Below are 3,029 nucleotides of genomic sequence, written 5' to 3' on the forward strand. Positions count from 1 at the left end.
CGCACCTCGACGTCACCAGCCGGCGTTGGACGCGCGGCGGCCCGCATCCAGACGAAGCGGGCGAGCGGTCCGTTCGGCTCCCCCAGCTCCCCGACCAGGCGTTCCAGGTCGGCGGACGTCTGGGGATACGCGACCGTCGAGAGCGCACCGATCTCGGCGACGAGCCGGGCGGCCCGGTCGGACGCGCCGGGCCCGGCCAGCGTGATGACGCAGCGGTCCAGGCCGGGCAGGCCGGTGCCCGGAGTCACCGCGAACGTGCCGACCGGGAAGGGGCCGCAGTGCAGGGCGTGGATCTCGGCCGGCCTCGTCCGCTCCAGCACACCGGCGTCGATCATCGCCCGCGCTCCGGTCAGGGCCTCCTCCCCCGGCTGGAAGAGGAACACGACCTCGCCGCGGAGCCGGTTCCGGAGGCGCGCGAGGACCTCGGCGACGCCGACGCCGACCGCGGTGTGCAGGTCGTGGCCGCACACGTGCGCGGGCACCGGGCCGCCGCCGATCTGCGAGTCCGGCGGGACGGCGTCCATGTCGGCGCGGTAGGCGACCGTCCGGCCGCGGCCCCTCCCCTTCAGGACGCCGACGACTCCGGTGCCGCCGACGCCCGTGGCCACCTCCAGCCCGGCGGCGCGCAACCGGGCCGCGACGAGCGCGGCGGTACGGGTCTCGCCGCCCGCGAGCTCCGGATGCCGGTGGATGTCGCGGCGAAGGGCGATCAGGGCGGCGTCCAGCCGTCCGGCCTCGGCGTCGATCCGCGCCTCCGGGCCGGGCGGTTCGGCCGCGTGCGCCGGAGTGCCGGTGGCGAGGACGCCACCCGCGCCGAGGGCGACGGCGCCGCCGAGCACGGTCCGGCGGGACGGGACGGAGGTACCAGCGTGGAGATCGGTCATGCCCTGGACGCTACGGACCCGAAGGCGCCCCTTCGAGGTGGTCAGGTGCCGTTCGCGGGTGTACCCAGGTCCACCGTCCGGGCCAGGGAAAGGCCGCCCGGGGTCGCGGTGACGTGGGTCAGGTCCGGGACGATCCAGTGCGCCTCGCCCAGCTCGGACGCGTCGTGGCTGGTCGCGACGGCCAGCACGGTCGCCCCGGCGGCGCGTCCGGCGCGGATGCCGGCCGGCGCGTCCTCGACGACCACGCAGGCGGACGGCTCGGCGCCCAGCTCCCGCGCGGCGAGCAGGTACCCCTGCGGGTCGGGCTTGCCCTCGGCCACGCGCTCGGCGGTCACCACGACCGGCGGCAGCGGGACGTCCGCGACGCCCGTCCTGACCTTGAGCTGGCCCGTGTCCATCGAGGTGACCAGGGCCCACGGCAGGTCGTCCAGCGAGGCCAGCAGGCGGACGGCGCCCGGCAGCGCCGTGATCCCGCCGGTGCGGGACGCCTCCAGCTCGTCCAGCCGGGCGGTCGCCTCGCGGACCCGCTCGGCGGGCAGGAAGTCGGCGATCCGGTCGGAGGTGCGGCGGCCGTGCGCCCCGGCCAGGTACTCGTCGGCGTCCAGGCCGTACTCGGCCGCCCACTCCCGCGCGGCCGCCTCGACCAGCGGGGTCGAGTCGACGAGCGTGCCGTCCACGTCGAACAGGACGGCCGAGCACGGCAGGAAGACCATCAGTGCACGGACCAGGGGGCGGCGGCGGTCGCCTTCTCCGCCTGCGCGCGGAGCCTGCGGATCGCCTCGGACGGGTCGTCGGCGCCGTACACGGCGCTGCCCGCGACGAACACGTCCGCGCCGGCCTCGGCGCAGCGCTCGATCGTCTCGGCGCTGACGCCGCCGTCCACCTGGAGCCACACGTCCAGGTCGCGGCCCTTGATCAGCTCGCGGGCGCGGCGCACCTTCGGGAGCACGACGTCGAGGAACCTCTGGCCGCCGAAGCCGGGCTCGACCGTCATCAGCAGCAGCATGTCGATCTCGCCGAGGATGTCCTCGAAGCCGTCGACGGGGGTCGCCGGGTTCACGCCGAGCCCGGCGCGCGCCCCGGCGGCCCGGATCGTGCGCAGCGTGCGGATCGGCGCGGACGCCGCCTCCGCGTGGATGGTGACGCTCTTCGCGCCCGCCTCGGCGTACTGGGGGGCCCAGCGGTCCGGGTCCTCGATCATCAGGTGGCAGTCGAGCGGCAGGCGGCTGGTCTTGAGCAGCGCCTCCACGATCGGCAGCCCGAGGGTCAGGTTGGGGACGAAGTGGTTGTCCATCACGTCGACGTGCACCCAGTCGGCGGCGTCGGCGATCCGCTCGACCTCACCGCCCAGGGCGGCGAAGTCGGCGGACAGGATGCTGGGAGAGATCTGCGGAGCCATGATGCCCCCAGCTTAGGAGTCCCGGCGGGGCCGCGCGGCGGCAGGGCCGGTCATCGGCCCCGCCGAGAGCGTGCGCGGGGGCAGGCTCGGGTCACTGCTTGCGCAGCAGGGCCAGGAACATCGCGTCGGTGCCGTGCCGGTGCGGCCAGAACTGCGCGTACGGGGTGTCCCCGACACGGACGCGCTCCAGCGACGGCGCGATGCCGGTGAGGACGTCCGGGGCGTCGATCCGGTCGACGTCGTCGCGGCGGCGCAGCACGTCGTCCACGACGACCCGGGTCTCGGCCAGGTGCGGCGAGCAGGTCACGTACGCCACGACGCCGCCGGGACGCAGCGAGTCGAGCGCGGTGCGCAGCAGCTCCCGCTGGAGCGGCCCGAGCTCGGCGACCGCCTCCGGGCCGCGCCGCCAGCGCGCCTCGGGACGGCGGCGCAGCGCGCCGAGGCCGGTGCAGGGCGCGTCCAGCATGATCCGGTCGAACGAACCGGGCCGCCACGCGGGGGCGGTGCCGTCGGCGACGACCACGCCCGCGCGGTCGTCCACGGCGCGGGTGACCAGGGCGGCGCGGTGCGGGGTGACGTCGGCGGCCAGCAGCCTGGCGTCCCGCTGCGTCGCGACCGCCGACAGCAGGCCCGCCTTGCCGCCGGGGCCGGCGCACAGGTCCGCCCAGCGCGCGTCCGGGCCGTCCAGCTCGACGGCGGCCAGCGCGAGTGCGACGAGCTGGCTCGCCTCGTCCTGGACGGCGGCG

At 76.5% G+C, this 3,029-nt stretch carries 4 protein-coding genes; all 4 read right to left on the reverse strand.

Translation table 11 applies throughout. The annotated features are described in order from the left end of the window. The coding region (locus AB0J52_RS34245; RefSeq protein ID WP_500187043.1) for a M20/M25/M40 family metallo-hydrolase at positions 1 to 884 on the reverse strand (884 nt) is incomplete at its 3' end. Between the two features lie 41 nt (positions 885 to 925). Continuing rightward, on the reverse strand, positions 926 to 1,597 hold the full coding sequence (locus AB0J52_RS34250; RefSeq protein ID WP_500187044.1) for an HAD-IA family hydrolase: 672 nt from the start codon (positions 1,595 to 1,597) through the stop codon (positions 926 to 928). Beyond that, positions 1,597 to 2,283 (reverse strand): ribulose-phosphate 3-epimerase, encoded by a 687-nt coding sequence (rpe, locus tag AB0J52_RS34255; protein ID WP_500187045.1) that lies wholly within the window; start codon positions 2,281 to 2,283, stop codon positions 1,597 to 1,599. The genes AB0J52_RS34250 and rpe overlap by 1 nt, the downstream gene beginning before the upstream one ends. Positions 2,284 to 2,374: 91 nt before the next feature. Beyond that, positions 2,375 to 3,029 (reverse strand): RsmB/NOP family class I SAM-dependent RNA methyltransferase (locus AB0J52_RS34260; RefSeq protein ID WP_500187046.1); only part of this gene is annotated, 655 nt, incomplete at its 5' end.

Source organism: Spirillospora sp. NPDC049652 (genome assembly GCF_040675125.1).
Taxonomy (GTDB): Bacteria; Actinomycetota; Actinomycetes; order Streptosporangiales; family Streptosporangiaceae; genus Spirillospora.

Excerpts from the sequence above, each read along its gene's own strand:
- rpe (WP_500187045.1), bottom strand. The coding sequence starts at position 2,283 with ATGGCTCCGCAGATCTCTCCCAGCATCCTGTCCGCCGACTTCGCCGCC.
- AB0J52_RS34250 (WP_500187044.1), bottom strand. The coding sequence starts at position 1,597 with ATGGTCTTCCTGCCGTGCTCGGCCGTCCTGTTCGACGTGGACGGCACG.